This is a genomic window from Ruegeria sp. AG6, assembly GCF_056541565.1.
The window spans coordinates 72858-98810 of record NZ_JBQFYQ010000010.1 but is presented as its reverse complement, the minus strand read 5'-3'; the positions used below and the strand labels follow the sequence as shown (position 1 = coordinate 98810).

At 60.2% G+C, this 25953-nt stretch carries 33 protein-coding genes; 13 read left to right on the top strand and 20 right to left on the bottom strand.

The genetic code is table 11. The features are described 5' to 3' along the window. The first annotated feature begins 162 nt into the window (after nt 1-162). The 6 genes from ispH (at nt 163) to ACR0I0_RS17380 (ending at nt 3894) form a co-directional block, all read left to right on the top strand. Nucleotides 163-1113, top strand: coding sequence for a 4-hydroxy-3-methylbut-2-enyl diphosphate reductase (gene ispH, locus ACR0I0_RS17405; protein WP_152457074.1), 951 nt, complete (start codon nt 163-165; stop codon nt 1111-1113). Further along, nucleotides 1110-1562, top strand: coding sequence for a DUF3429 domain-containing protein (locus ACR0I0_RS17400; protein ID WP_171642257.1), 453 nt, complete (start codon nt 1110-1112; stop codon nt 1560-1562). The genes ispH and ACR0I0_RS17400 overlap by 4 nt, the downstream gene beginning before the upstream one ends. Beyond that, nucleotides 1559-2146: a class I SAM-dependent methyltransferase gene (locus ACR0I0_RS17395; protein WP_480492367.1), complete on the top strand. Its 588-nt coding sequence runs from the start codon at nt 1559-1561 to the stop codon at nt 2144-2146. Before ACR0I0_RS17400 ends, ACR0I0_RS17395 begins: the two co-directional genes overlap by 4 nt. Beyond that, nucleotides 2139-2606: a ribonuclease HI gene (gene rnhA, locus ACR0I0_RS17390; protein ID WP_152457071.1), complete on the top strand. Its 468-nt coding sequence runs from the start codon at nt 2139-2141 to the stop codon at nt 2604-2606. Before ACR0I0_RS17395 ends, rnhA begins: the two co-directional genes overlap by 8 nt. Continuing rightward, nucleotides 2603-3226 carry a trimeric intracellular cation channel family protein gene (locus ACR0I0_RS17385; RefSeq protein WP_480492365.1) on the top strand — a complete coding sequence of 208 codons (624 nt, stop codon included), beginning with the start codon at nt 2603-2605 and terminating at the stop codon, nt 3224-3226. The genes rnhA and ACR0I0_RS17385 overlap by 4 nt, the downstream gene beginning before the upstream one ends. Before the next feature lie 65 nt (nt 3227-3291). Next, a complete protein-coding gene (locus tag ACR0I0_RS17380; RefSeq protein ID WP_480492363.1) occupies nt 3292-3894 on the top strand; it encodes a COG3904 family protein in 603 nt (200 codons plus the stop codon). Nucleotide 3895: 1 nt separating this feature from the next. Here ACR0I0_RS17380 and speB read toward each other — a convergent pair whose 3' ends face one another. Genes speB through def (ACR0I0_RS17350) form a run of 6 tightly spaced genes read right to left on the bottom strand, consistent with a single transcriptional unit; the run spans nt 3896 to nt 7185 of the window. Further along, nucleotides 3896-4717, bottom strand: a complete 822-nt coding sequence (gene speB, locus ACR0I0_RS17375; RefSeq protein ID WP_480492361.1) for an agmatinase — start codon at nt 4715-4717, stop codon at nt 3896-3898. 60 nt (nt 4718-4777) lie between these two features. Beyond that, nucleotides 4778-5014, bottom strand: a complete 237-nt coding sequence (locus ACR0I0_RS17370; protein ID WP_171637580.1) for a GlsB/YeaQ/YmgE family stress response membrane protein — start codon at nt 5012-5014, stop codon at nt 4778-4780. 1 nt (nt 5015) lies between these two features. Then, on the bottom strand, nt 5016-5252 hold the full coding sequence (locus ACR0I0_RS17365) for a hypothetical protein (protein WP_170344822.1): 237 nt from the start codon (nt 5250-5252) through the stop codon (nt 5016-5018). A 6-nt stretch (nt 5253-5258) separates the two neighbouring features. Then, nucleotides 5259-6173, bottom strand: a complete 915-nt coding sequence (fmt, locus tag ACR0I0_RS17360) for a methionyl-tRNA formyltransferase (RefSeq protein ID WP_209835287.1) — start codon at nt 6171-6173, stop codon at nt 5259-5261. A gap of 2 nt (nt 6174-6175) precedes the next feature. Next, on the bottom strand, nt 6176-6670 hold the full coding sequence (def, locus tag ACR0I0_RS17355) for a peptide deformylase (protein ID WP_171120283.1): 495 nt from the start codon (nt 6668-6670) through the stop codon (nt 6176-6178). Then, the gene (gene def / locus ACR0I0_RS17350; protein WP_171637587.1) at nt 6667-7185 is read right to left on the bottom strand and encodes a peptide deformylase; all 519 of its coding nucleotides are present in this window, start codon (nt 7183-7185) and stop codon (nt 6667-6669) included. The genes def (ACR0I0_RS17355) and def (ACR0I0_RS17350) overlap by 4 nt, the downstream gene beginning before the upstream one ends. A gap of 94 nt (nt 7186-7279) precedes the next feature. Here def (ACR0I0_RS17350) and ACR0I0_RS17345 point away from each other — a divergent pair, with 94 nt between their 5' ends. Next, the gene (locus ACR0I0_RS17345) at nt 7280-8452 is read left to right on the top strand and encodes a MalY/PatB family protein (RefSeq protein ID WP_171724845.1); all 1173 of its coding nucleotides are present in this window, start codon (nt 7280-7282) and stop codon (nt 8450-8452) included. A gap of 164 nt (nt 8453-8616) precedes the next feature. Here the strand turns inward: ACR0I0_RS17345 and ACR0I0_RS17340 are convergent, their stop codons facing one another. Beyond that, on the bottom strand, nt 8617-8970 hold the full coding sequence (locus ACR0I0_RS17340; protein WP_171169191.1) for a hypothetical protein: 354 nt from the start codon (nt 8968-8970) through the stop codon (nt 8617-8619). 213 nt (nt 8971-9183) lie between these two features. Between ACR0I0_RS17340 and ACR0I0_RS17335 the strand changes: the two genes are divergently transcribed. Next, entirely contained in the window at nt 9184-10173 is a 990-nt protein-coding gene (locus tag ACR0I0_RS17335) for a glutathione S-transferase family protein (protein ID WP_480492359.1), read from the top strand. Here ACR0I0_RS17335 and ACR0I0_RS17330 read toward each other — a convergent pair. After that, the gene (locus ACR0I0_RS17330) at nt 10155-10517 is read right to left on the bottom strand and encodes a response regulator transcription factor (RefSeq protein ID WP_117869888.1); all 363 of its coding nucleotides are present in this window, start codon (nt 10515-10517) and stop codon (nt 10155-10157) included. The genes ACR0I0_RS17335 and ACR0I0_RS17330 overlap by 19 nt on opposite strands. A gap of 185 nt (nt 10518-10702) precedes the next feature. Here ACR0I0_RS17330 and cobD point away from each other — a divergent pair, with 185 nt between their 5' ends. The 3 genes from cobD to ACR0I0_RS17315 are packed head-to-tail and all read left to right on the top strand — an operon-like array spanning nt 10703 to nt 13761. Then, on the top strand, nt 10703-11668 hold the full coding sequence (cobD, locus tag ACR0I0_RS17325; protein WP_480492357.1) for a threonine-phosphate decarboxylase CobD: 966 nt from the start codon (nt 10703-10705) through the stop codon (nt 11666-11668). After that, nucleotides 11665-12585, top strand: coding sequence for an adenosylcobinamide-phosphate synthase CbiB (gene cbiB / locus ACR0I0_RS17320; RefSeq protein WP_480492356.1), 921 nt, complete (start codon nt 11665-11667; stop codon nt 12583-12585). Before cobD ends, cbiB begins: the two co-directional genes overlap by 4 nt. A 12-nt stretch (nt 12586-12597) precedes the next feature. Continuing rightward, nucleotides 12598-13761, top strand: a complete 1164-nt coding sequence (locus ACR0I0_RS17315; RefSeq protein ID WP_171637596.1) for a lytic murein transglycosylase — start codon at nt 12598-12600, stop codon at nt 13759-13761. Nucleotides 13762-13774: 13 nt separating this feature from the next. Here ACR0I0_RS17315 and ACR0I0_RS17310 read toward each other — a convergent pair whose 3' ends face one another. The 5 genes from ACR0I0_RS17310 to ACR0I0_RS17290 all read right to left on the bottom strand — a co-directional run bounded on the left by ACR0I0_RS17310 (nt 13775) and on the right by ACR0I0_RS17290 (nt 20352). After that, a complete protein-coding gene (locus ACR0I0_RS17310; RefSeq protein ID WP_171724841.1) occupies nt 13775-14572 on the bottom strand; it encodes a class II glutamine amidotransferase in 798 nt (265 codons plus the stop codon). 134 nt (nt 14573-14706) lie between these two features. Beyond that, nucleotides 14707-15057 carry a hypothetical protein gene (locus ACR0I0_RS17305; protein ID WP_171637600.1) on the bottom strand — a complete coding sequence of 117 codons (351 nt, stop codon included), beginning with the start codon at nt 15055-15057 and terminating at the stop codon, nt 14707-14709. 53 nt (nt 15058-15110) lie between these two features. Further along, nucleotides 15111-18566 carry a chromosome segregation SMC family protein gene (locus tag ACR0I0_RS17300; RefSeq protein WP_480492354.1) on the bottom strand — a complete coding sequence of 1152 codons (3456 nt, stop codon included), beginning with the start codon at nt 18564-18566 and terminating at the stop codon, nt 15111-15113. Nucleotides 18567-18706: 140 nt separating this feature from the next. Continuing rightward, complete coding sequence (locus tag ACR0I0_RS17295; RefSeq protein WP_245218195.1) at nt 18707-19159, bottom strand: hypothetical protein; 453 nt, start codon at nt 19157-19159, stop codon at nt 18707-18709. After that, on the bottom strand, nt 19159-20352 hold the full coding sequence (locus tag ACR0I0_RS17290; RefSeq protein WP_480492352.1) for an aminotransferase-like domain-containing protein: 1194 nt from the start codon (nt 20350-20352) through the stop codon (nt 19159-19161). Before ACR0I0_RS17290 ends, ACR0I0_RS17295 begins: the two co-directional genes overlap by 1 nt. Nucleotides 20353-20502: 150 nt before the next feature. Here ACR0I0_RS17290 and ACR0I0_RS17285 point away from each other — a divergent pair, with 150 nt between their 5' ends. Continuing rightward, on the top strand, nt 20503-21273 hold the full coding sequence (locus ACR0I0_RS17285) for a FadR/GntR family transcriptional regulator (RefSeq protein ID WP_152457051.1): 771 nt from the start codon (nt 20503-20505) through the stop codon (nt 21271-21273). Nucleotides 21274-21315: 42 nt separating this feature from the next. Here ACR0I0_RS17285 and ACR0I0_RS17280 read toward each other — a convergent pair whose 3' ends face one another. From ACR0I0_RS17280 to ACR0I0_RS17255, 6 genes are all read right to left on the bottom strand, one after another. Then, entirely contained in the window at nt 21316-22149 is an 834-nt protein-coding gene (locus ACR0I0_RS17280) for a hypothetical protein (RefSeq protein ID WP_480492351.1), read from the bottom strand. 201 nt (nt 22150-22350) lie between these two features. Continuing rightward, on the bottom strand, nt 22351-22911 hold the full coding sequence (locus ACR0I0_RS17275; protein WP_152457049.1) for a F0F1 ATP synthase subunit B: 561 nt from the start codon (nt 22909-22911) through the stop codon (nt 22351-22353). A gap of 5 nt (nt 22912-22916) precedes the next feature. After that, nucleotides 22917-23468: a F0F1 ATP synthase subunit B' gene (locus ACR0I0_RS17270; RefSeq protein WP_171120301.1), complete on the bottom strand. Its 552-nt coding sequence runs from the start codon at nt 23466-23468 to the stop codon at nt 22917-22919. Nucleotides 23469-23554: 86 nt separating this feature from the next. Continuing rightward, nucleotides 23555-23779 (bottom strand): F0F1 ATP synthase subunit C, encoded by a 225-nt coding sequence (locus ACR0I0_RS17265; RefSeq protein WP_005981269.1) that lies wholly within the window; start codon nt 23777-23779, stop codon nt 23555-23557. Nucleotides 23780-23827: 48 nt separating this feature from the next. Continuing rightward, entirely contained in the window at nt 23828-24586 is a 759-nt protein-coding gene (locus ACR0I0_RS17260; RefSeq protein ID WP_171637610.1) for a F0F1 ATP synthase subunit A, read from the bottom strand. 2 nt (nt 24587-24588) lie between these two features. Then, complete coding sequence (locus ACR0I0_RS17255; protein WP_171637611.1) at nt 24589-24921, bottom strand: AtpZ/AtpI family protein; 333 nt, start codon at nt 24919-24921, stop codon at nt 24589-24591. Nucleotides 24922-25152: 231 nt separating this feature from the next. On the opposite strand from ACR0I0_RS17255, the gene ACR0I0_RS17250 reads away from it, so the two are divergent. Further along, entirely contained in the window at nt 25153-25488 is a 336-nt protein-coding gene (locus ACR0I0_RS17250) for an ArsR/SmtB family transcription factor (protein ID WP_170344797.1), read from the top strand. Here the strand turns inward: ACR0I0_RS17250 and ACR0I0_RS17245 are convergent. Next, on the bottom strand, nt 25485-25898 hold the full coding sequence (locus ACR0I0_RS17245; protein WP_171637612.1) for a universal stress protein: 414 nt from the start codon (nt 25896-25898) through the stop codon (nt 25485-25487). The two genes, ACR0I0_RS17250 and ACR0I0_RS17245, sit on opposite strands and share 4 nt — an antisense overlap. Nucleotides 25899-25953: the final 55 nt, after the last annotated feature.

The window sequence follows — 25953 nt, the reverse complement described above, 5'->3', positions numbered from 1 at the left end:
AAATTTGCGCGGTCAGGACATCAGTCCTGGCCGCGCTTCTTTAACAAGGTACAGGTGCTTAAACATCACCCGAGTAGCAACGATTCGTGTCAGATGAATGACAATGTCCTGTCTGGACCAAGGCCGGGAAAAGACTTACCTGTGCCACAAGGAGACAGCCTGATGAAAAAGCCGCCACTGACACTTTACCTTGCCGCCCCACGCGGGTTCTGCGCCGGTGTGGACCGTGCCATCAAAATCGTTGAGATGGCTTTGCAGAAATGGGGACCACCGGTCTATGTGCGCCACGAGATCGTGCACAACAAATTCGTGGTCGATGGCCTTCGCGCCAAAGGGGCTGTGTTTGTCGAAGAATTGCAGGAATGCCCCGATGACCGCCCGGTGATCTTTTCCGCCCACGGGGTGCCGAAATCCGTTCCCGCCGAGGCTGCCCAGCGCGAGATGATCTATGTGGACGCCACCTGTCCTCTGGTTTCCAAGGTGCATGTCGAGGCGCAGCGCCACGCGGACGCGGGATTGCAGATGATCATGATCGGCCATAAAGGCCATCCCGAAACCGTGGGCACCATGGGGCAGCTGCCCGAGGGCGATGTGCTGCTGGTCGAGACCGTGGACGACGTGGCCACGGTGCAGGTGCGTGACCCGGATAAGCTGGCCTTTGTCACCCAAACCACCCTTTCGGTCGATGACACCAAGGATATCATCGCCGCCCTTCAGGCCCGGTTCCCGGCCATTGTCGGACCGCACAAGGAAGATATCTGTTACGCCACCACCAACCGGCAGGAAGCGGTGAAAGCCGTGGCCCCCAAGGCGGACGCCTTGCTGGTAGTAGGCGCGCCGAACTCATCGAACTCGCGCCGTCTGGTCGAGGTTGCCTCGCGCGAGGGGTGCCAGTACGCGCAGCTGGTCCAGCGCGCCACCGAGATTGACTGGCGCGCGCTCGAGGGGATCTCTACCGTGGCTGTCACCGCAGGCGCGTCGGCCCCGGAGGTTCTGGTAAACGAGGTGATCGAAGCGTTCAGCGCGCATTATGATGTCACCGTCGAGCCGGTCGAAACCGCCGTTGAAAACGTCGAGTTCAAAGTCCCCCGCGTGTTGAGGCAACCGGCGTGAACGGAGTGCCGAAAGCGCCGCTCTGTCTGGGGCTGGCGGGACTGATTCCGTTTGTCTGGGGCGCCCTGACCTATCTGAATGGCGATCTGAATGCCTGGGGCGCGCAAACCTTTGGCCCGCGTTTCGTGGGCCCTTATGTGCAACTGTTCTATGGATCAGTCATCCTCAGCTTCATGTCCGGTGTACTCTGGGGTTTTGCCACCAAGACCTCGGGCAGCAAGGCGGCCCTGTGTTATCTGTTGTCGGTTCTGCCCGCGCTTTGGGCCTTTGCCATGACAGGTGGTGGGCCGGTGAATGCGGGCACCAATCTGATGTATGGGTTCGCTGGCCTGTTGTTGCTGGATGCCCTGTTTTCCTACTGGCGCCTGACACCGGTCTGGTGGATGCGGTTGCGCATCCTGCTGACCGCGGTCGTATTGGCCAGTCTTGCAGTCGGAGTCTATCTGTGACCGATGAACGTACGATCACCGCTTATACCAACAGGGTGGCGGAATATCTGAAGATCCCTCTGCCGCCCGAGCAGCTTGAGGCCCGACAGGCTTTTGCTGATGCAGTCGGCGCAGGCGGCTATGTGCTGGATTTGGGGTCCGGGCCGGGATCGGACAGCGGGTTCCTGATGCGTCAGGGGCTGAAGGTTCGCGCGCTGGATGCCACGCCGGCCTTTGTCGAACATGCGCGGGAAAACGGTGTGGATGCTTATCTGGGTACGTTCGATGACGTCACCGAGACAGCCGAATATGACGGTGTTTACGCCAGCTTTTCCCTGCTGCACGCGCCGCGCGCTGATTTCCAGCGGCATCTGAATGCGATCCACAGGGCTCTGAAACCCGGTGGACAGCTGTTTCTGGGGATGAAGCTGGGCACTGGTGAACATCGGGATGATCTGGATCGTTATTATTCCTATTACACGGAGGCCGAGATCGAGGACGCCTTGAACAAGGCCGGGTTCACGATTGACCGCGCAGTCCATGGCATGGGCAAAGGCCTGGCCGGATCGTATGACGGATATATCCTGGTGTTCGCCCATGCCTGAATTGTTTGCCTATACAGACGGTGCCTGTTCCGGAAACCCCGGCCCCGGAGGCTGGGGTGTGCTGTTGCGCGCGATGGACGGGGACAGCGTTCTGAAAGAGCGTGAGCTGAACGGGGGTGAGGCCGAGACGACCAACAACCGGATGGAATTGCTGGCCGCCATCAGCGCCCTTGAAGCGCTGGAGCGACCGTCGAAGATAACCGTCGTCACCGACAGTGCCTATGTGAAGAACGGCGTCACCGGCTGGATTTTCGGTTGGAAACGCAACGGCTGGAAAACCTCGAACAAGAAACCGGTCAAGAATGTCGATCTTTGGCAGCGTCTGGATGAGGCGCAGGAACGGCATGATGTGACATGGGAATGGGTCAAGGGCCACGCAGGCCACCCCGAGAATGAAAAAGCTGATGAGCTGGCCCGGGCCGGAATGGCGCCGTTCAAACCGAAAAAGGCACAGGCGTGACCGCGCTGACGCTGCTGGACTATGCCTCGGTTCTGATCTTCGCGTTGACGGGGGCACTGGTGGCCAGCCGTGCCCAGCTGGATCTGGTGGGATTTGCCTTCATGGCCTGCCTGACTGCCGTCGGGGGCGGCACTGTACGAGACCTTTTGCTGGACCGTCACCCGATCTTTTGGATCGGGCAGCCGGATTACATCCTGATCGCAGTCGCGGCGTCGGTCCTGGTGTTCTTTACCGCACATCTGGTGGAAAGCCGCTATAACTGGCTGGTCTGGCTGGACAGTTTTGCACTGTCAGTGGCTGTTGCGGCCGGAACCGGCGCGGCATTGTCGCTGGATCAGTCCGGGGTCATTGTCGTTTTGATGGGTGTGACGACCGGATGCCTGGGCGGGCTGATGCGCGATGTGGTCTGCAACGAAGTGCCGCTGGTGCTGAAACAGGGCGAGCTTTATGTGTCCTGCGCCTTTACAGGTGCCCTGACGGCGGTTCTGGCTGCCCGATTGGGGACAGAGCCTGCGTTTTCTCTGGCTCTCTGCGCCTTGGTGTGCTGGGCGTTGCGTGCCGGGTCGTTGATGTTTGGCTGGCAATTGCCGGTCTACAAAAGCCGTCCGCCGCGCAACTGAGCCCGATAGTGGACGCCAAAGCGGCTGGCTGATACCCCTTTTGAAAGCACAGCCCGGAGGCCAACGTGACATTCAGACTTGCATCCATCACAGCCTGCCTGGCCCTGCTCGCCTCATGCGGCGCGTATTACACCCCTGTCAGTTTTGTTGCGCAGGGCGACCAGATCATCGCCTCGGGCACGATTGACGAGACAACGCTGTCTGCCTTTGAGGAAGTGACAGCCCAAAACCCCGAAGCCCGCACTTTGGTTCTGCAATACATTGAAGGATCGGTTGATGATGACGCCAATGTCATCTTCGCCCGCGAAGTGCACAGGGCCGGGTTCGATACCGTTGTTCCATCGAACGGTCTGGTTGCCAGCGGCGGCACCGATCTGTTCCTGGCCGGAAACCGCCGCGTGCTGCAACCGGGGGCCTGTGTCGGTGTCCACAGCTGGGCCGGGTCGGGTCTGGTGGCGACCGACTTGCCCCAGGACGATCCCGAACATGACCGATACCTGGACTATTTCAAGGATATCGGCGTGGACGAGGAGTTTTACTGGTACACTCTGTTCGCAGCCCCGGCCGACAGCATCCACTGGATGACCGCCGCCGAGGCGAACCGGTTCGATTTGACCACCAGGGGTGCTCCGGCACTTGGGTCTGCGACGGCGTGCGACGAACGGTAAGTCAACCGTTCAGCAAGCGCGCGCCGATTTCCTTGACGAATTTCGCGGCCACCATCGCCGTCATGCCATAGGGGTCGCGATGCGGGTTGAGCTCGACGATATCCGCCCCGACCAGCTGACCTTTGAACCGGTGGATCAGGTCGATAACCTCGCGCATGCTCAGCCCACCGGGTTCATAGTGCGAGACGCCCGGGGCAAAGGCCGGGTCCAGCGCGTCCAGATCAAGGGACAGATAGACCGGGCCATCGAATGAAATCTGCAAGTCGGGGCGCCAGTTGCGCATGTCGATCACCTCGACGCCGAACTTGTTGGCCTGTTCGCGCTGATGGGCGTTCATGGTGCGGATGCCGACCTGCACCAGACGCTTGACCGGGCAGGTCTCCATCACCCGCGCAAAGGGGCAGCCATGGCCGAGCGGGCCGATATCCTGCGTGTCGTACAGATCCGGGTGGCTGTCGATATGCAGGATGTTCAGGCCTTCGTACCGATCTGCATGGGCCTTGATCAGCGGATAGGCCACGGAATGGTCGCCGCCCAGCGACAACAGGCGTGCGCCGGTTGCGATCCGCTTCGCCGCTTCGGCCTCGATCCGGTCAATCGGTTCCTGCCCGCGCATTTCGAACACATCCAGATCGCCGGTATCCCTGAATTTGGCGCTTTCACCCAGATCGGTACCATCTTCGGCGGTCAGGTTGGCGGCTCCGGAATGCAGCGCTTCGCGGATGCGTCCGGGTGCGAAGGCCGGCCCTTGCAGGAACGAGGAATGCAGATCCAAAGGAACACCCATCAGAGCGACATCACCCGGCTTCAAATCATACGGCATCATCATTCCCCTTTTTCGTTGAATGTGATCTGGACGGAGGAAGGGCACCGGGTCAAGGGGTTAGCGGCGCAGGTAGGTCTGCCAGATCCAAATCACAAGCAACGCGCCCAGAACCGCCCCGACAAAACCAGACAGCCACCCCATAACGGTAACAAGAAACCGCAGCAGCGCCCCTCCGATCAGGGCCCCCACGATACCGATCAACATGGTCGTCGGGATATCCGCCTCGATCCGCATCAGGCGGGTGGCCAGAAACCCTGCCGCTGCACCGATGATGATCAGGGCGACGATTGGCATGTCACTTCCTCCAGTGGGTCGGCACGATGATCAGGGCACCAACAGAGGAAATCACCGCATCCAGCCCCGGAGGACCAAAGCTGATACCGAACATGATACGGACGAAATAGAACAGGAACGCCCCGCCCACACAGATGATGATGGATTGCAAATAGCCGTTATGGGTGAAACCGGTCTGTTCGGACAGATACCCGACGATCCCGGCAATCACGACAGTGCCCATCATCACCATGAACATATGGCTTTACTCCGAAGACATCCGGGTGCCGATCGGGATTGGCCAGCCCCGCAGGAACGTTTCCTTATCCTGCGCGCCTTTGCCCGCCCTTTGCAAGCGCAGCAGTTCTATGGCGCCCTGCCCGCAAGCCACATACAGATCGTCATTCAGAACTTCGCCCGGCGCGCCCTGCCCTTCGGCCAGACGCGAAGCGAGGAGTTTTACCCGGTTGCCGTCGATCTCGGTCCAGGCCCCGGGAAAGGGCGACAGCCCGCGGACCTGCCGATCGACCTCAACCGCCGGGCGCGACCAGTCCACGCGGGCCTCGGACTTGTCGATCTTGGCGGCATAGGTGACACCAATCTCGGGCTGCGGATCAGGGGTCAGGCCGGGCAGCTTTGCCAACGCCTCAACGATCAAGGCCGCGCCCATCGCCGAGAGCCGGTCATGCAGTTTCGCAGTGGTTTCCTCGGGCCCGATATCGGTGGCCTGCCGCAACAGAACGGGGCCGGTATCAAGGCCCGCCTCCATTTGCATGATACAGACGCCAGTTTGCGCATCGCCCGCCATGATCGCGCGGTGGATCGGAGCCGCCCCGCGCCAGCGCGGCAGCAGGCTGGCATGAATGTTCAGGCAGCCATGAGCCGGCGCATCGAGGATGGGCTGGGGCAGGATCAGCCCATAAGCCACAACCACCGCCACATCCGCGTTCAGTGCCGCAAAACTGTCCTGCTCCTCGGCCGGTTTCAGCGAGGTTGGGTGACGCACGTCCAGACCCAGCGCTTGGGCACGCGCGTGGACCGGTGTCGGGCGATCCTTCTTGCCCCGCCCCGCCGGGCGCGGGGGCTGGCAATAGACGGCGGCGATCTCATGCCCGGCCTCGACCAGCGCATCCAGAACCGGCACCGAGAAGTCCGGGGTTCCCATGAAAACAACGCGCATCTTTACCCCTGTTTCTTGGCTTTGCGCAGCAGCATGTCGCGTTTGACCTTGCTGAGCCGGTCAAAATACATCCGGCCATTCAGATGGTCGATCTGGTGCTGGACACTGGTGGCCTCGATGCCGACAAAATCGCGACGGTCCACCACGCCCTGCTCGTTCAGGAATTTGACAGTCACCGCGCGCGGGCGCTTTACCTTGGCCGACACGCCCGGCAGGTTCGGACTGGCTTCTTCATGTTCACGCAGTTCGATCGAGCTGTGCAGGATTTCCGGGTTCGCCAGACGCACGGCCTTGCCCCGCTCGGCCGACCCATCGACCACGGCCAGACGCAACATCACTCCGATCTGCGGCGCGGCCAGACCGACACCGGGCATGGCCTCCATCGTGTCGATCATGTCCTGCCAAATCCGGCGAATGTCATCGGTGATTTCAGTCACCTCATCCGCCTTTGTGCGCAAGCGTTTGTCAGGCCAGGGCAGACAGGTGCGGACGGTCATGCGCGCGCCCGTTCACGTTTGAGCTTTTGCATCTTGCGGGTAATCATCTGCCGTTTCAGCGGTTTGAGGTAATCGATGAACAGCTTGCCGTTCAGATGGTCGATTTCATGCTGCACGCAAGTGGCCCAAAGACCGTCGAACGTCTCCTGTCGCAGGTTTCCCTTCTCGTCCATCCAGGTGACATCGACCACCTTGGGGCGGGTCACTTCGGCATATTGATCCGGGATCGACAGGCATCCTTCTTCGTATACATTGGTTTCCTCGGAAGAGGCGATGACCTCGGGGTTGAACATGATCAGCGGGCGCGGGGTCTCGCCTTCTTCCTTGATGCAATCCAGCACGATCAACCGCTCCAGCACACCGATCTGCGGGGCGGCAAGGCCAATCCCGGGCGCGTCATACATGGTTTCCAGCATGTCGTCAGCCAGCGTGCGCAGCTCGTCCGTCAGGTCGGATACGGGCGCGCAGACCTTTTTCAGGCGGGGATCGGGATGGATCAGGATAGTGCGTTTCATGAGGCTGATTTAGGCCATCCCGCCCCGCGCCGCAACGCCCCCCTTGCACCTGCCCGATTTGCGGTTAGCTTTCGGTCGAGAAAATGGAGCAGACATGACTTTCAACGACCTGATCGACCGCCGGGGCACCAACAGTTCTAAATGGGACAAGATGGAGATGCTGTATGGCGTCTCGCCCGAGGGCGGTCTGGCCATGTGGACGGCCGATTCCGATTACCAAACGGCACCCTGCGTGATCGAGGCCGTGCGCAAGGCCGCAGATCACGGCGTGTTCGGCTATTCATGGATGCACCCGGACTATCTGGCCTCGGTTCAATGGTGGATGAAAACCCGCCACGATTGGGAAATCGACACGGATTGGATTCTGACCACCCAGGGCTTGGGCAATGCAATCGCCCTGTCGCTGGATGTCTGGACCGATCCCGGTGATGGCATCGTGATCTTTACCCCCGTTTACCATGAGTTTGCCCACAAGGTGAACAAATCCGGCCGCCGGGTCGTGGAATGCCCTTTGGTGCGGGACGGGGAAAGTTACGGCCTGGATCTGGACGACGCCCAGTCCCGGTTGGACGGGTCCGAGAAGATGCTGCTGTGGTGTTCGCCGCAAAACCCGTCGGGTCGTGTCTGGACGCCCGACGAGTTGCAGGCCGTTGCTGCGTTTGCCGAACGGAACGGTTTGATCCTGGTATCGGACGAGATTCACCACGATCTGGTCTATCCCGGCGCCAAATTTGTACCGATGGACGTGGCGGCCCCGGATGCACGCCCGTGGACCGTGACGCTGACTGCGGCGTCGAAGACCTTCAACATCGCCGGGCAGCGGACCGGCAACATGATCATTCCCGATCCCAAACTGCGCGCGGCCATGAAGCAACGGCTGCAAACATTGGATTACGATCCCGGCGCGTTGGGCGTGGCGATGATCACCGCCGCCTACAGCCCCGAAGGGGCCGAATGGGTAGATGCCCAGATCGCGCATCTGGAGGGAAACAGGCGTCTGTTCGATCAGACCATCACCGAGATTCCGGGGCTCTGGTCGATGCCCTTGCAGGCGACCTATCTGGCCTGGGTCGATTTCTCGGGCACCGGCATGGATCACGCCGAATTTGTCCGCCGATTGCGCGAGGACGCGCGGATCGCGACATCGTCAGGTCCGGGTTTCGGCACTGGAGGAGAAACGTTTGAACGGTTCAACCTCGCCACTCAACGGGCGCGGGTCGAGGAAGCTTGCCTGCGGCTGAAACGTGCTTTCGGGGATCTGCAATAAGTACGTGCCGGCCAGAGCTTGAAAGCCCTGCCCTGTTTTCACAGGTGCCGGTTGCCTTGGTTAAGGCCGCTTTGGGCCGCGCGCGCCTGTCTTTAGGCTGGCATCGCTGGCCTTTGGCATCGACCAAACCCGGGCCAAATCGGAATACCAGTTGAAATTCGCCCCTAGTCGTCACGCCCCAGCAGGGCGATCGGCGCATCGGGCGCGCGGTAAAAATCAAGCGGCGCGCTGTCATGGGCGGCCGTGCTGCGTTTGAATTCATACCGCATCTCACCGCCTTCATCCTCATCCGCGACGATGAGGCATTGATAGAGGTGGTTGGCCCCGTCAAAGATATCGACAAGCCCGCGCAGGCGCGGCGTGGTTTCCGCCTCAACCGTAAAACCGTCTTTCCACAATTTGAGTATTTTGTAGGTATTGTCGCCCATCTCCACCCGTAAACGGCTGGCTTTTTTCAATGTGGCGATTCGGGCCGCGTCCAACTCGGCGCGTATTTCCTTTGAAACATAGGTACTCATTAATCCGTTCCCCCGTGAATGACTTCTATTGTGCGGGATAAGTTGTAAAAATCCAGTGAACCACGTCACAGAAACACGATCCAGCCGAGGTTTGTTGCACAGAAATCCCGAACTCGACTGTGCGCGGATGCAGAGCATTTGCGCGGGCGCTCGCATAGGAAGATGCAAGCCCTGGCCCTATGTTTTTCGAAACGCACATGCGGAGGAAAAGACATGGGCCTGCTGGTCGACGGAAAATGGCACGATACCTGGTATGATACCAAGTCCACGGGCGGTGCATTCAAGCGCAGCGCAGCGCAGTTTCGCAATTGGTTGACTGCTGACGGCGAGGCGGGGCCATCAGGCAAAGGCGGGTTCAAAGCAGAACCCGGGCGCTATCACCTTTACGTCAGCTATGCCTGCCCCTGGGCCCATCGCACGCTGATTTTTCGCGAGTTGAAAGGGCTGAGCGATCTGATCTCGGTGTCGGTCGTGCATCCGGACATGCTGGATCAGGGTTGGACCTTTGAAACAGACGCTCACGGCGCGACGGGAGATGACCTTTACGGGCTGGGTTTTGCGCACCAGATCTATACCAAAGCCGATCCAGCCTATTCGGGGCGCGTGACCGTGCCGATCCTGTGGGACAAGCGGCAGGAAACCATTGTGTCGAACGAAAGCTCGGAAATCATCCGCATGTTCAATTCGGCCTTCAACGGGATCACCGGCAATACCGATGATTACTGGCCCGAAGCGATGCGCGATGAAATCGAAGAGGTCAACGCGCGCATCTATACAGACGTCAACAACGGCGTCTACAAGTCCGGCTTTGCCACTTCGCAAGCGGCCTATGACGCCGCCGTGGGCCCGTTGTTCGACACGCTGGACTGGCTGGAAGATCGTCTGGCCCGGAACCGTTACCTGATGGGGGATCGGATTACCGAGGCTGACTGGCGGCTGTTTACGACGCTGAACCGCTTTGATCCGGTCTATCATCTGCACTTCAAATGCAACAAGCGGCGCCTGATCGATTACCCGAACCTATGGGCCTATACGCGTGAACTTTACCAATGGCCCGGCGTGGCGCCCACGGTGAACATGAACCATATCGTGCGCCACTATCACTACAGCCATGACAGCATCAATCCGCACCGGATCATTCCGGTAAACCCGGTGCTGGATTACACAGAACCGCACCGCCGCGATCAGCGCCCTGCTGCGTAATGCTCGACCATCGCCGCCAGATCCTCTGGCGGTGTTTCGCTTTGCACATAAGCACAGGCGTTCGGGCTGTGGGCAAATATCGATCCATCCGAGAAGAAGGTGGTGTTGGTGACAAAGATCACCCGCGCCTGGGGGCGGCGATAGCTTGCGAAATCGGCCACAGCCAGTGCACTGCCGGTTTCCAGAACCAGATCCAGCACGATAATTTCGAAATCCGTGCCGTACAGCGCCAGAATGGCGGCTTCCTGCGTCTCGACCAGCGTGACCTCGGCGCCCTGCCGTTCCAGATGCCTTTTCCAGACCCGACCAAGGTCGGGATTACTCTCAACAATCAGAACTTTCATTTGCAACAACCTCGGCACTTGGTATGGTGAGTGGTGCCGACCCCCATGGTCCGTGATCTCGTTATTTCCTTAACAAAGTGTTAACAGCAGCCCCACAGGCCCGTGAACAGGCGGATTTGCTTGTGTAAGAGGCGAAAATCCGCTTGAAGCGGTCCAAAAGCGGTAATTTCTCGCAGAGAGAGCAGATGAGCACATTCGATGAAAGTCTGAATCCACGCGCGGTTCGTGACCACGGCGGCGGGTTGGACAAGGCGATTGTCAAATATGGTGGGCAACGCACCGACTGGATCGACCTGTCCACCGGCATCAATCCCCATGCCTATCCCGTGTCTGGCCTGTCGGCCGGGGATTGGGCCGAATTGCCGGATCACGGGGCGTTCGAACGGCTCAGCGATGCCGCGCGCCGGTTCTGGAACGTGCCGCAGCGTGCCGCGATCCTGCCCGCGCCCGGAGCGTCGGCGATCATCGCGCGTCTGCCGGCTCTGGCCGCGACGGGTACGGTACAGATCACGCCGCCCACCTATAACGAACATGCCGCCGCCTTTTCGGCGCAGGGGTGGAAGGTACGGCAAGACGGGCCCAGCGACGCCCGCGTGATCGTACATCCAAACAACCCGGACGGGCGTATCTGGCAGGAAAGCGACGTATCGGCACCACTTACCGTGATTGACGAAAGCTTTTGCGACGTCATGCCTGACAAGTCCCTGATCCATCTGGCAGACCGCCCCGGCGTGATCGTGCTGAAGAGTTTTGGCAAATTCTGGGGGCTGGCCGGGGTAAGGCTGGGGTTTGCCATCGGACGGCCGGATATGATCAGCCGGTTGAACGATCTGACCGGCCCTTGGTCGGTATCCGGTCCGGCCTTGCGGATCGGCACACAGGCTTTGATGGACAACCGTTGGGCGGAAGCCACGCATGCGCGTCTGGCTGACGAGGCCTCAAGGCTGGATGCGCTGGTCACGAGAAAAGGGGCCAAAGTGATCGGCGGCACCAGCCTGTTCCGACTTTATCAGGTCGACAACGCCGCCCATTGGCAAGGTCGTCTGGCACGGTCCCACATCTGGAGCCGCATCTTCCCCTATTCTAAAACCTATCTGCGCCTTGGGCTCCCGCCCGAGGATGGATGGAACAGGTTGGAGGCCGCCCTGTGAGCCCTGGCCTGATGCTGGTCTGTGCCATGTGTCTGGACGCAGCACTGGGGGAACCCGACTGGCTCTGGTCGCGCATCAGGCATCCGGCGGTGATGATCGGCAACCTGATCGGCTGGCTGGATACACGCCTGAACCACGGGGCCCTGCGCCGTTCAAAAGGGGTGGGTGTGCTTGTCCTGCTGGTTTTCGGCGCAGGGGCGCTTGGCTGGGGTTTGTCTCTGCTGGGGCCGGTGGTTGAAATCCTGGTCTGCGCGATCCTGTTGGCGCAAAAATCGTTGGTCACCCATGTGCGCGCCGTGGGCGAAGGGCTGATGGCCTCGCTGTCAGAGGGGCGGGCACGGGTGGCCATGATCGTCTCGCGCGATACACGGGACATGACCGAGGCACAGGTGGCACGCTCGGCCATCGAAAGCGCCGCTGAAAACCTCAGCGACGGCGTCATCGCGCCTGCTTTCTGGTTTCTGATTGCCGGGTTGCCGGGGCTGCTGGTCTACAAGGCGGTGAACACGGCCGACAGCATGATCGGGTATCGCAATGAAACGTACCGCGCGTTTGGCTGGGCTTCGGCCCGGTTCGACGACCTGATGAACCTGATCCCGGCCCGCCTGACCTGCGTGATGATCGTGGCGCTGTCGGGCCAGTGGTCGCGCTGGCGCGAAATCTTGGCTGATGCGCACCGTCACATCTCGCCCAATGCGGGCTGGCCCGAGGCCGCCATGGCCCGCGCCTTGAACGTCGCCCTGGCCGGGCCGCGCAGCTATGACGGCAAGGTGCGGGATCTGGCATGGGTCAATGGCAATGCTCAGCGCGAAATCGGAGCCTTGGACATTTTCCGCGCATGTCGCATGTTGTGGCGTGTTTGGGGGCTTGCGCTTGGGCTCGTGTCGGTGTCGGTTGGGATCGACCTGATTTACTGACGGACATTTGTCATGCGTTTTCTTTCCGGCCTGATCGCCGCCACCCTGTTTGCCCAACCTGCCCTGGCCCAATGTGGTGGCGGCTTCAATTCCTTTGTCAAAGGGCTAAAGGCCGAGGCCACGCAGCAAGGCTTTGACAAATCCACCGTGAACGCGTTTTTCAAAGGCGTGCAGCAGGACAGCGCCGTGCTGAAGGCCGATCGGGCGCAAGGGGTGTTTCAGAAACCCTTTATCGAGTTTTCCCGTCGTCTGATTTCGCAAAACCGGATCGAACGCGGGCAAGCGATGTCACGCAAATACGACGCGGTGTTTGACCGGATCGAAAAGCAATACGGAATCTCACGCGGGGTGTTGCTGGCCTTCTGGGCGTTCGAGACCGATTACGGATCATTTCAGGGCGACTTCAACACCCGCAATGCGCTGGTGACGTTGGCCCATGACTGCCGTCGCCCCGACCTGTTCCGCCCTCAAATCTTCGCCGCCATCGAACTTTATCAGAATGGTGATTTCGACCCGGCCCGCACAACGGGCGCATGGGCCGGCGAAATCGGTATGGTCCAGATGCTGCCGCAGGACATTCTTGAAAACGGTGTCGATGGTGACGGCGACGGGCATGTCCGCCTGAAAACCTCGGCCCCCGATGCACTGATGTCTGGCGCCAAGATGCTGTCGCATCTGGGCTGGCGCGCAGGCGAACCGTGGCTGCAAGAGGTCACTGTGCCCGCGCAGATGGACTGGTCGCTGTCCGGCCCCGGCAAGCCCCGGTCGGTGGCCGATTGGCAGGCCATGGGCGTTCAGGCACGCAGCGGGTCGCTGGCAAACCTGCCTGCCTCGCTGATCCTGCCCCAGGGGCACCAGGGCCCGGCCTTTCTGGCCTATCCGAATTTCGACGTCTATTTCGAATGGAACCAGAGCTTTGTTTATGTATTGACCGCCGCCTATTTCGGGACACGTCTGGAAGGGGCACAGATCTATGATGCCGGCAATCCCGCACAGGGTCTGAACGGTGCACAGATGAAGCAGCTGCAAAGCAAGCTTCAGGCCAAGGGGTATGACGTTGGCAAGGTCGACGGGATCCTGGGCGCTGGCACGCGGGCGGCCGTGCAGGCGGAACAGAAGCGGCTTGGCCTGCCGGCCGATGCATGGCCGACAGTGGATCTGCTAAACCGGCTTTAGGCGGCAACCACGCTTACGCGACCCATTCCCGTTGCTGCGGAACACAGGGCGCAAAGGCGTGCGTCGTCACCGTGGCACCCTCGGTTTCGATTGCCGTGTTGGGCTGTATCTCGAGCCATCCCTCGTTGTTGGCATCCAATGGCTCGGACGAAATGATGATACCGTCTTTGCAGGCCTTGTAGTGCAAGCTGGGGGCAAACCGATCCGAGGCATAACGGGCCGCAAAAACCCGTTTGCCGTCCGACCAGCAGGCGGCAAACCGAAGATAGGGTGATGCTCCGCGGCGCCTGGAAAGGGCTTCGACCCGACCGACCGCACGGGCCATTGCACCCACAGGATCGGTGTCCAGCCCTTCGCCATGAGCGATGAGAAAGATCGCCTCGCTCTCGGTTGCGCCCATACGATGCTGGTACAGATGCGCCGGGATCATGGCATCAAGCTCTTGCCGGATTCCTTCATGACCCCCGGCCTGACCGTTATGCATGAAACTCCACCTGCCGACGCCAAAGGGGTGACAGTTGTTGCGCGAGGTCGCCGTACCGGTCGAGGCCCGTACATGGGCCAGAAACAGCCGGGATTTCGTGTGATGCGCCAATTGCTTCAGATTGGCATCGGACCACGCCGGATGGGTGTCCTTGTAAAAACACGGCGTATCACGATCAGAATACCATGCCAGACCGAACCCATCCGCGTTTATCGGCGTTTTTCCGATCAATGCATTTCGGCTTTGAATGACAAGCGATTGTTCTTGCTCAAGGACCAGTTCGTCCAGGTATCGCTGCCGCCCAACCCAAGCCAAGAATCGGCACATTGCCTGTCTCCGTCCGTCAGTGAAAATTTTCGGGACAATACCACCTTGGTTATCAGATTTTCTCCCATACATTATCTGATTTTTCGGATTTTCCCTATCAAATGCGCAGAAACTGCAAGAACCTCAGATCAATTTCACTTACTACGCACCGGATACCGATCGCCTTTTTCGTCAATCAGGATCAACCTGTCCCCGTTGCGTACGTACAAATCGCATCGGCTGAACCCATTGCGGTAAGCGATGCACACGCTGCCATCATCGGCAATCGCGTAAGTTCCAAAGGCAGAATCTCCGCTTGCATATGTATAGGAATAGGCGCCCCCGGCCGAGAATTTGGCCTGTCCGTCGTCGAAAAAGGTCAGCGTCTGCCCCGCCAAAGCATCAAGCTCTGCGGCTGTAAGGGGCGTATCCCCGGTTTTGACGGGCCAGTCGGCTGCAAAGACAGGGCCGGCGGCGATGAGGGCGGGGATCAGAAAGCGCGTCATGCGCTCAGGTTAGCGCGATAAAGCCGCAATCGTCATAAATTTGCAGTGAGCGGTCAGGCGACCATCTGTTCGGCCTTCTTCAGATCGACCGAAACCAGCTGGCTGACGCCCTGTTCCTGCATGGTGACACCGAACAGGCGATCCATGCGCGCCATCGTCACCGCATGGTGAGTGATGATCAGGAACCGCGTGTCAGTTTGGCGGCACATCTCGTCCAGCAGATCACAGAAACGCGTCACGTTTGCATCATCTAGAGGCGCATCAACCTCGTCCAGCACGCAGATCGGAGCTGGATTGGCAAGGAAGACGCCGAAAATCAGCGCGGTCGCCGTCAGGGTTTGTTCTCCGCCCGACAGCAGGCTGAGAGTCGACAGTTTCTTGCCAGGCGGCTGGCACATGATCTCAAGGCCCGCATCCAGCGGGTCGTCACTTTCGACCATCACAAGATTGGCCTCGCCACCCCCAAATAGATGCTTGAACAGCATCGCAAAGTTTGAATTCACCTGTTCAAACGCAGTCAGCAACCGCTCGCGCCCTTCGCGGTTGAGGCTGGCGATCCCGCTGCGCAGCGCCTTGATTGCCTCTTCCAGATCGGCTTTTTCGCTGCTGAGCGTATCGAATTCTTCCTGAACTTCCTTGCTGTCTTCCTCGGCCCTCAGGTTCACGGCCCCCATCGCGTCGCGCTGACGTTTGTGACGGTTCACTTCGGATTCCAGAACGTCCGCAGCTGGCATCTGGTCGGGGTTCACGTCCAGCTGGTTCAGCAATTGGTTTGGGGTCAGTTGCTGATCCTCGGCAATCCGTTCGGCCGCCGCGACAACACTTTCCTTGGCCGCGTCACAACGCGCCTCGGCCGCGGCACGGCTTTCGCGCGCTTCTGATGCCAGACGCTCGGCCTCCCGTTCGGCCAGAACGATTTCACGGTGCATAGCCTCGGCTTCGGCCAATTTGTCGGCGGCTTCGGCGCGCCGTGCTTCGGCGGCTTCGATCTGTTCGTTCAGCTCCTCACGCGCCTCGGCGATTTCGCCGGGCATGGCCATGGCCTCCGTCAGCTCTTCTTCCGAACTTTCCTTGCGCTCGGCAAGTTCGGAAATCCGCTTTTCAGCCGTTTCCAAACGGTGGCGCCACCCGCTGAGATCTTTCGCGACCTCCTGGGTGCGACGCGTGCGGGCGTCCCCCTCACGGCGCAGCTCGTCATGGGTCGAGCGGTGGGTCAGCATGGTGATCCGCGCCGCCTCGACCGTCTGCTTGATGTCTTCGACCTGCGCGCGGGCACTGTCCAGATCACCCAGACCGGCCAAAGCCGCTTCGGCCTCGCGCAGTTGCGCGCGGGCGGCCATGGCGTCGTCCTTGTGGCGATCAACGGCGAGGGTCAGGGTTTCCAGCTTGCCCTGGGCCAGATTGCGGTCGGCCTCGGCCCGCGACAGTGCGCGCGCGGTTTCGGCCATGCGCTGATCAGCAGCACGGCGGGTCTCACGCGCGCGCCGGTCTGCTTCGGTCACGTCCGCCAATTGCTGAGACAGTGCCTCATGCGCGGCCCGGGCACCGTCAGCCTGTGCTTCAGCACGGGCAAGGTCCTGTTTCAGTGCTTCCAGCCTGTTGAGCTGCTCCAACCGCAGAGCAGCAGCACTTGGCGCGTCTTCGGCCCAGGCACGGAACCCGTCCCAGCGCCAAAGGTCGCCCGAGCGGGACACGAGCCGCTGGCCCGGCTTCAGAGATGCCTGCAACCGTCCGCCCTGATCCGCATCCACCAACCCGATCTGCGCAATGCGTCGGCTGAGACGATCGGGGCCCGATACATGAAGCGCCAGAGGCTCGGCCCCTTCAGGCAATGGCTGGTCGCTGTCATATCCAGCCACCTGCACCCAGCCAGATGGCCCGTCACCCTCGACCAGCGGCGCGCGAAGATCGTCGGCCAGAGCAGCACCCAAAGCCTTTTCATAGCCGGGTTCGACGCGCAGCAGGTCCAGCACCTGACCGCCTTCCGCCGTGTCGCGCTCCACCAGCTTGGCCAGCGCCGTGGTTTCGGCCCGGATCGCGCCCAGCTCGCCTTCTGCCTCGGACCGTCTTGCCCGGGCCTCGGCTTCGCGCGCTTGCGTTTCGTTGCGCAGTTCATCCGCCGCGGCAAGCGCCTCTTCGGCGGCTTCCACCGCTTCACGGGCTTCTTCTTCGCCCGATTGGGCGTCTTCAAACGCCTCGCTGGCGCGGATCAGGGCCGTCTTGGCCTCGTCCACGGCTTTCCGGGCTTCTTCTTCTTCACTCTCGGATCGGGCCAGTGTCTTGCGACTGTCTTCGACCAGACGCTGGGCGGACTGGTGCCGGGCGACAAGACGGGCCATATCCTCGGTTTGCTGCGACAGGTGGTCTTCGCGTTCCTGTAAGATCGAGGCTGCCTCGCGGGCGATTTCCGCCGCTTCGGCCACTTTCTCATCGTGACCTTCTGCTGCCTTGGCCAATTCGCGCGCTTCCCATTCCAGCCGTTCAATCATTTGTCCCGCATCGCGGTTCAGACCGGCTTCGCGTTCGATATCGTTGGCCAGCTGCTGAATCCGGTTGGTCAGCGTCTCGATCGTTTGACGGGCGCGGGTTTCCTGATCGGACAATTGATCGCGCTGCACCTGCTGGCGTTGCAGCACGGCGGCGGCAATGGCCTCCTCCTCGCGCAGAGGCGGCAGGGTTTCCTCGATCTCGGCACGTTTTGCGGCGGCGGCGCGGGCTTCGACCTCGGCACGGGAGGCTTCGGTGATCCGCTCACGGAGTTTTTCTTCGGCCTGCTGGCGGGCCATGTCGGCCTCTTTCCAACGTCGATAAAGCAGCATCCCCTCGGCCTGACGCAGCTGTTCGCCAATTTCACGATAGCGGGCCGCCTGACGGGCCTGACGCGCAAGCTGGGCCAGTTGTCCGCCCAACTGCTCCAGCACGTCATCGACGCGGGTCAGGTTGGCTTCGGTGCCTTTCAGCTTGAGCTCGGCCTCATGGCGACGCTGATACAGGCCCGAGATCCCGGCGGCCTCTTCCAGAATGCGCCGACGGGCACGCGGCTTGGCGTTGATCAGTTCGGCAATGCGGTTCTGCCCGACCAAAGCGGGCGAATGCGCACCGGTCGAAGCATCCGCAAACAACATCTGCACATCGCGCGCGCGCACATCCTTGCCGTTGGTCTTGTAGGCGCTGCCCACATCGCGGGTGATGCGGCGAACGATTTCGAGTTGATCGCTGTCGTTGAACCCTGACGGTGCCAGACGTTCCGAGTTGTCCATGGTCAGGACAACTTCGGCAAAGTTGCGCGCGGGTCGCGTGGCGGCCCCGGCAAAGATCACGTCTTCCATCGCGCCACCGCGCATGGATTTGGGGCGGTTTTCGCCCATCACCCAACGCAAAGCTTCCAGAAGGTTGGATTTGCCGCAACCATTCGGGCCCACCACACCGGTCAACCCGTCCGCGATGATCAAATCGGTCGGATCAACAAAGCTTTTGAAGCCGGTCAGTTTGAGCTTGCTGAAACGCAATGGCTGCGTGTCCCATGATTCCTGTGCATTGGAAGTCTGCGCAAGGGATGGGGTCCGAGTCAACGGAGTTGCGCAGGATATGGGATATCAGCCCGAGTTATCCACAACATCTTGCCGAAATACGCAAGAACGCGCGCATCTCAATATGGGGTGCATTCAAAGACCTGATACCCGTTTTCCCCACCGACGTTTTCATAAAGACCAAAGTCGATGCATTCGTAATTGGGGGTCGAGACGGCCGTCAGCAAAAGCCGCTCACCCGCATCGCGGTCACACCCCAAAACCCCAACGGTCACGGCTGCGTCCCCCAGCACGTCCAGGATCGGACATCCCGAAACCTGCGCCATCGCCAAAGCGGCGCGATCCCGGACCGGGCCCAGCCGAGGGGCGTATTGCGCGTTGATCCGCACAGCCTCGGCCAGGTCGCCGCGCACACGCACATCAAAGACACTGCCATTCACAGCCACGCGCGTGGCGGGAACGTCGCGGAAATGCGGAGTGCCGGCGGCGCAGGCGGCCAGCAAGAGAGGTGCGAGAAACCGGATCATGCCGCAGAGTTGCAGCATTTTGGTTAACAGAACCTTTCCGAACATCAGGCCCGCAGCACCTCTCCCAGCCGGCGAATACCTTCGCGGATTGTCGCCTCGTCAGAATTCGAAAAACTGAGACGGATCGTGTTTGCCCCGCTGCCATCCGGGAAGAACGCCTGCCCCGGAACAAATGCTACTTTGACGGTGTCCAACGCACGCGCCAGCAGGTCAGAGCCAACCATCCCCTCGGGCAACGTGACCCAGATGAACATCCCCCCTTCGGGACGTGTCCAATCCACCCCGTCAGGCATATGCTGGTCCATCGCGTTCAGCATCACATCACGACGGGCGCGATAGGCGTTTCGTACTTTCGGAATATGGGTGTCGAAACAGGCCTGCGCCACCTGATGCACGGCCATCTGGTTGATGGTCGCGGAATGAAGGTCCGCTGCCTGTTTCAGCAGCACCATCTGGGAAATGACTGGCTTGGCCGCAACCACCCACCCCATGCGCAAACCCGGCGACAGCGTTTTCGAGAAACTGCCGCAATAGATCGTCCGACAGTCCTCGATTGACCCTTTGCGGGCCTGCTCCAATGACAGTATGGGTGGGATCGGGTCCCCGTCATAGCGCAGAGCCTGATAGGCTCCGTCCTCTATCAACGCGCAATCCAGTTCCTCGGCCAGATCCAGCAACGCCTCTCTGCCCTGCAAGTCCACGGTTTCTCCTGTCGGGTTCGCAAAATCCGCCGACAGATAGGCAAATTTCACTGCGCCTTCGCCCGCTGCGGCCTTGTATTCCTTGGCCCCCTGATTGCCATTGAGCCGGTCAAAGCGCGGCTCGTAGGCGTTGAATGCCGCCAGCGCACCCAGATAAGTGGGCCACCCGACCAGGGCCGTGTCGCCGGGGGACAGGAACAGCTTGCCCAGATAGTCCAGCGCCTGCTGCGACCCCGAGGTGATCAGGATGTTGTCGATGTCACAGGCCACCCCGATTTCGCGCATGTGCTGCGCCAGCCACTGCCGCAATGGGATATAGCCTTCGCTGACCGAATATTGCAGCGCCTGCGCTTGAAAATCCGGCCCCAGAGCCTGCTGAAACGCCTGTGCAAAAGCATCGGCGGGAAACAATGCGGGATCAGGAATCCCACCGGCAAAGGAAATGATGCCGGGTTGGTCGAGCAGCTTCAGCAATTCGCGGATCTCTGACGCTTTCATTCGCGAGGCCCGGGTGGCAAACAAAGGGTGTTGGGACATGAGGCTCCTCCGATCTCAATTCGGTGCAGCCTAAGCTCTCCCCCATTAAGGTCAATATTGCTGATCTAATTAATCAACGGATGCGACCGGGGATTCTTGAACAGTACCGGCGTCCATGGTCAAATGAGTTGACCACTTTCGGAAGATGAGATGCCATTTCACAAAGTTCAGACGGAAAAGCTGTCGCTCGCAGTTGTTCGCCAGATCGAGCTTTTGATCCTGCGAGGCATCCTGCGCCCCGGCGAGCGCCTGCCATCCGAGCGGGAGTTGGCAGAGCGCATGGGCGTTTCGCGCCCGTCCCTGCGAGATGCAATTTCTGACCTTCAGGAACAGGGGCTTTTGACTGCGAAAGCCGGATCCGGGATCTATGTGGCCGAGGTTCTGGGCTCTGCCTTTTCACCGGCACTGATCCGTCTGTTCGGCAGCCATGAAGAAGCTGTATTCGATTACCTGTCCTTTCGCCGTGACATGGAAGGGCTGGCGGCGGAACGAGCCGCGCGCCTGGGATCAGACAGCGATCTGAAGGTCGTTCAGGCGATCTTTGACAAGATGCAGGCGGCCCACAACCGAAACGCTGCGAATGACGAGGCGCAGCTGGACGCCGAATTCCACATGGCCATCATCGAAGCCAGCCACAATGTGGTGATGCTGCACATGATGCGGTCGATGTATGACCTTCTGGTGCAGGGGGTGTTCTACAACCGTCAGACCATGTTCCGTCAGCGCGCCACCCGCGAGGCTATCCTAGACCAGCACCGCGCCATCAATGCGGCGCTGCAAGAGCGTGATCCCCTGGCCGCCCGAAATGCAATCGAACGCCATTTGGATTTTGTGGAACGCTGTATGGCGGACCAGCAAAAGGCCGATCGAAACGAAGCTATTGCGCAACAAAGGCTGCAACACGAAACCGGGCGGGGCTGAGCGCGGCCCCGATTTTGCAGACTAGGCAGGGCAAGGCCGGGACTAGGCAGCGCCCGACGCGGCTGGCAGCAGATGTCGGGGGAACGGCGCGCCGCTGCCTTCTCCCAAACGGTCCTCAGCGGCCAGTGTCGTCAGCGCCGGGTCGATGAACAGCCTTGCGCCGCGATCTCTCAGATGTTTGTGCAGCATAACGTGTTCGCACACCTGTTGGCCTTTTTCATCCCGGCAAGAATAGCGCAACCCTCGCAGCGCGCGGGATTTGTACAACCCGGCGCCGCCGAATGCGCTGTCGACCGGGATTAGGGGCGTATCGGCAGGAATGTGGAACTGGCGGTCAAAAACAGCGGACTTCATGACAGACCGGCGCCATTTGCGACGCCCGAACAGCGGCCTGCGCGTGCTTTGAATGCGTTGCCATACGTCCTCATCACACCAACCCGAGCAACGCAGGGCGTAGATATCATCATATGCTGGTTTGGGGTTGGCGAAAACGCCCTCCCACAACGGGGCGACCCGCTGTGCTGCTGTCAGAACCGCCTGAGCATCCAGGCAGGTATTCGGACCATCCAGATCCAACACCAGCGTCAACTCCAGATCCCTGTCCTGATCCTCGAGTTTTTTGAGAACTGCATTTCTGGCCGCCGTGATACGCTCGACCCGGTTTGGCAATTCTGACGCAAGACCATCCAGTCGCAGGATATCGACATGCCTGTTTTGCCCCGCATAGTCGGACAACACCTGATCCGTACCGTCCGTGTTGTCGTTCGTGGCAATGGTGACGGTGAACCGGTGCAACTGCGCAGACAGGTTTTCGATCCTGTTGATCGTGTCGATCAGCGCCGACCCGCCATTTCGGACGACGCCGACAATATTCATCGAAACTGCGTTGCCTGACACCGCCTGTCTTTCCCTGTTGTTTTCACGCCCCCATCAGGGCGCTCCTATCAACCTGATCCCCGGCAGGTCGTAGGATTCGGAGTGTTCCAAACAACAGAAACAGAAGCACGGTAAAAACAAAAGACCCGACAGCCAAAAGCTCTCGGGTCGTCTGTATCACGTGTCTGTCGGGGTCACCCGTCAGTGCAGCTTGGCATCCACATCTGCAATCGATGCATCGATCAGCTTGTTGGCCTGCGCTGCGGTCATTTGCTTTGCCAGAACCGAGCTGGCCGCCGAAACCGCAACCGAAACGGCCTGATCACGCACTTCCTTCAGTGCAGACGCTTCGGCCGAAGCGATCTGGTCCTGAGCCGCGGCCAGACGACGTTCGATCGACTTTTCCAAGTCAGCTTTCGCCTGTTCTGCTGCCAAGGCCGCGTCTTCCTTCGCTGCCGCGACAATCGCATCGGCCTGCCCCTGAACTTCACGCTGCTTGCGCTCGTACGAGGCCAGCAAACTGCGGGCTTCTTCATGCAGAGCACGGGCTTCGTCCAGTTCGGATTTGATGCCTTCGGCACGTTTGTCCAGCGCACCGCCGATCATACCGGGTACCTTGAAATAGAACAGGACCGCGATGAAGACGATGAAGCCCAGAAGGACGACAAAGTCGGTATTGCCAAGCGAGAAGAACGGGCCGCTTGCAGCCAGCGCGGGGCTGGCGGCACCAACGGTCAGGATAAGGGCAAGAGTGTTCCGCATGTCACTTATCCTTTCGTCTGTGCGTCTACTGCACTGTTGATGGCTTTGGCATCTGCCTCGCCGCCCAGTGCGGTGACCAGTTCAGCCGCCGTATCCTTGGCAACCACTTGAATGCTTTCCAGCGCACCGGCACGGATTTCGGCGATTGCCTTTTCCGATTCAGCCGCCTTGGCAGCGATTTCCGCATCCGCCTTGGCAATCGCATCATCCAGACCTGCCTGGATTTCCGCACGTGCTTCGGCAGCGATACGCTGCGCTTCGGCACGGGCATCGGCCAGCGCCTTGTTATAGGCCTCTTCGGCCTCGACCGCCTTGGCCTTCAGATCTTCGGCCGCAGCCAGGTCATTTGTAATGGTCCCCTGACGTTCAGCCAGGATTGCCGCGATGCGGGGCAGAGCCACGCGGGACAGGACCAGAAAGATGACGACCAGCGTAATGACCAGCCAGAAAATCTGGTTGGGGAACCAATCGAAGCAGAGCTGTGGCATCCCGATGGCAGAGCCATAGGAGTCGACGCACGAGCCAGCTACCTCTTTTGTAAGGGGTTCAGTCGCCATGATATCCTCCGTCGGAAACGTGTCTTTACAACAGGTGGGCCGCTATGGCTTGGACCCACCTGCGCGTAAGGATCAGGTTCCGCAGATTATACGGCGAACATCAGCAGCAGCGAGACCAGGAATGCGAAGATCCCCAGGGCTTCTGCGAACGCGATACCGATGAAGAGGGTTGCGGTCTGCGAAGCAGCCGCCGAAGGGTTGCGCAGGGCGCCGGCCAGGAAGTTGCCTGCAACGTTGCCCACCCCGATTGCGGCTGCGCCGGAACCGATTGCTGCCAGGCCTGCGCCGATGTGTGCGAGATCGCCTTCCATGATGTGTCTCCTTACGAATTGGAAGTTTCGATGTTGGGGTATCGGACCTTAGTGCGAAGGATGCAGCGCATCTTTCAGATAAACACAGGTCAGAATGGTGAATACGTAGGCCTGAATGAAGGCCACCAGGACCTCAAGACCATACATTGCAGTGATCGCCAGAACCGACACGGGCGAGATCACGGCAATCGCGGCGAAGCCTGCGAAAACCTTGATAACCGCGTGACCTGCCATGACGTTACCGGCAAGACGGATGGAGTGGCTGACAGGGCGTACGAAGTACGAGATCAGCTCGATGAGCGCCAGGATCGGGCGCAGCGCCAGAGGCGCGCTGGAGACCCAAAACAGGCCCAGGAATGCGGCGCCGTTCTTCACGAAACCCAGCACGGTCACGGTCAGGAACACAGCCAGCGCCAGCGGGATGGTCACGGCGAAATGCGACGTGGTGGTGAACGAGGTCGGGATCAGCCCCAAGAAGTTTGCGCAGACGATGAACATGAACAAAGTCATGACATAGGGGAAGTATTTCACGCCTTCCTTGCCGCAGATGTCTTCCAGCATCTTGTAGATGAAGCCATAGGCCAGCTCGGCCACCGACTGCATACGGGTCGGAACGATGGCGCGTTTCGAAGTGGGCAGCACCAGCAGAGCGATTATGGCCAGCACCGCAAAGAACAACCACAGGGTCACGTTGGTGACCGTGAACATGCCTACTGCACCGTCGCCGAACAGCGGCTTGACGATGAACTGATCCATCGGGTGGAATACCAGGCTGCTGCCTTCTGCTGCGGTGGTCTCGGTTGCCACGTTCAGTCCCTCTCGTCCTTCTCGGCAGCCGTTGCCGCCGTTTGTTTCTCTTGAGCCTCTTTCGCGCTGCGGAGCATAACCTTCACGCCCGCGACAAGGCCCAGCAATGTAAACAGCACCAGAAAGATCGGGATCGTCCCGAGCAGGCTGTCCAGCCCGTATCCGATGCCAAATCCGATCCCCAGACCGGATACCATTTCGATGACCATCCGCCAGGCAAGCTCGCCCCCGGACACGTCAGCATCCGCACGAGGTTTTGGCGCTTTGGCCTTTTTCGCCGCTTCGATCTTGGCCTCAAGCTGCGCCATACGCTGCTTTTGGTCATCATCGGTCACGGGCGTTTCCCTCGTACAATCTTGGGCATGGTGCTAAGGCGCGAAGCGCCCAGAGTCAACGACCTTGAATGCCCTCATTGACGCAGCCTAAAGCATTGAAAATTTTATGATTTTCAGAACCCACAGGGCGTGTCATTGGTTTCGAGGGCCACCATTGCGCCGCCAAGGCCCTGAATCCGCATATTCAACCAAATGGTTGACCAATCCCGGCAGCTATGGTTGAGCGGACGCATGTCCAACGATCTCGACACCGTCTTTGCAGCCCTCGCCGACCCCACCCGCCGCGCCATTCTGGCGATGCTGCTGGAGGATGACATGGCGGTGACGGATGTGGCCGAACCGTTCGAGATGTCGCTGGCGGCGATTTCCAAACACCTGGTCATACTGACCAAGGCCGGTCTGATCAGTCAGGAAAAACGCGGGCGGGTAAAATGGTGCAAGCTGGAACCCGACGCCTTGCGCGCCGCTTCGGTCTGGATGCAGGGGTTCGGACAATTCGAGCCCGTCAATCTGGACGCGTTCGAACGGTTTCTGGAAGCTGAACTGCCAAAGTCGGGCGAGGCCTAGCGCACCACAAAAACAGACATGCTGGCGTGTTTCGCCAGATAACCGGCGTGGCTGGAAAAAATATAGTCGGTGATCCGGGGCGCGTGGGTGCCGACAATGACCAGATCTGCGCCAATCTCCTCGGCCGCGCGGTTCAGATCGCTGTCCACCTCTGCGGCAACGTCGACCGAGTGGATTTTGCGCATGGAAACGTCTGATCCACTTTCTGCGGCCAACTGTTCGGTGAACTCCGCCAACTCCTTGTCGATCTCGGCCTCGGTTTCCGAGGATTCACCCATATGGGCCCCGGTAACGCTGACCAGAGTGATTTTGGCGCCCTGCCATTTTGCAACCTGCGCGGCAACATCGGCTGCTTTGCGAACTTCGGGCGGTAGATGCCGGTCAACCGGCAACATGATATGTTTGAACATGATCTCCTCCATTTGCCTGCCAAAGAGGTTATGGAAGAGCCCGCAGGGGCGCCTT